Source organism: Acinetobacter endophylla, from assembly GCF_053543775.1.
The window spans coordinates 1-1,285 of sequence record NZ_JBLVOM010000283.1; the positions used below are offsets into that span (position 1 = coordinate 1).

The window sequence follows — 1,285 nt, forward strand, 5'->3', positions numbered from 1 at the left end:
GCTTTAAGCGCAGGTGCTGCCATTGTTCGTAAAGAGCTAGAAGCTTAATCAAACGTAGTCTCGTGCGAAGCAGAACAAATCATCGCAAGGTCATTTGTCCAGCTTTATGCACGAGCACGTGATATGTACATTTGAGATGAAAGAGATGATTGAAGCAACAGACTTTAGAAATGCAATGTCTTTACTCACCACAGCAGTGAATGTTATTACGACTTCGGGTGAAACAGGTATGCATGGATTTACTGCATCTGCCGTATGTAGCGTGACGGATACACCGCCAATGTTATTAGTCTGTATGAATCAATCCTCCCGTTCACATGCCCATTTTGTTGAAAATAAAGTCTTGGCTGTAAACGTACTAAGTACTCAGCATGAACAGCTTTCAAATGCTTTTGCTTCAAGTAAATTCAGCTCAGAAGATCGTTTCAAACTCGGTGATTGGAGTACTATGGAAACTGGTTCACCTATTTTGAAAGATGCCTTGGTCAGTTTTGACTGTGAGATTCAAGATATTCAGCAAGTCGGTACACACAGTGTTTTCATGTGTCGTGTTCTTAAAGTTCAACAAAGCGATCAAGAAGAAAGTCTGGTGTATTTTAACCGTGCTTATCATCAAGTGGGTCAGTTGGAACACGCTTAACTCAATGCCTTAATTCTTTTATCTTTTTAAACTGAACCGTACCGGGTTTGTCGGAGAGTCAATATTCTGAGAGACTATCCCGATGACAAAATTAAAATATACCCCTGAAATCAGAGAAAGAGCGGTTCAATTATTGATTGAATCCGAGAAAGATTATCCATCGAATTGGGCTGCGATCACAGCTATTGCTCCCTGAGCATTATACTGCGCAAGGGTTGTACTCCTGAAACACTACGTGTTTGGTATCAAAAATATTTAGATAAACAAAATCCAGTTAAAGTACAGCAGCTTTCAGACCAAGAACGTATCAAACAACTGGAACGCGAAAATAAAGAACTGCAACGTGCGAATGAAATTCTACGTAAAGCAGCCGCTTTTTTCGCCCAGGCGGAGCTCGACCGCCCACACAAATAATGGTGGATTTCATCCATAACAATAAAGACTTATATGGTGTTGATGCGATTTGTAGAATTTTACCGATCGCACCTTCAACCTATTACCGGACTCTAGATCTCTGCGAAAATCCAGAACATCGAGCAAAGCGAGATTTACATGACTTGCATCATGCTGAGGAGATTAAACGAATTTGGAAGGAAAGTTCAGGTCGGTATGGTGTACGTAAAGTCTGGCAAAAACTGAAACGTG

Annotated in this window: 1 protein-coding gene, 1 pseudogene and 1 other annotated feature; the gene and the pseudogene both read left to right on the forward strand. The window is 40.9% G+C overall.

Translation table 11 applies throughout. The annotated features are described in order from the left end of the window. The first annotated feature begins 145 nt into the window (after positions 1–145). Positions 146–640 carry a flavin reductase family protein gene (locus ACNPNW_RS16120; protein WP_004647846.1) on the forward strand — a complete coding sequence of 165 codons (495 nt, stop codon included), beginning with the start codon at positions 146–148 and terminating at the stop codon, positions 638–640. A gap of 82 nt (positions 641–722) precedes the next feature. Continuing rightward, positions 723–1,285: pseudogene (locus ACNPNW_RS16125) on the forward strand (transposase family protein); the annotation flags it as partial. Next, positions 1,012–1,128 (forward strand) — a sequence feature (AL1L pseudoknot). It overlaps the preceding pseudogene by 117 nt.

Coding starts and splice junctions, on each gene's coding strand:
- ACNPNW_RS16120 (WP_004647846.1), top strand. CDS start 146: ATGATTGAAGCAACAGACTTTAGAAATGCAATGTCTTTACTCACCACA.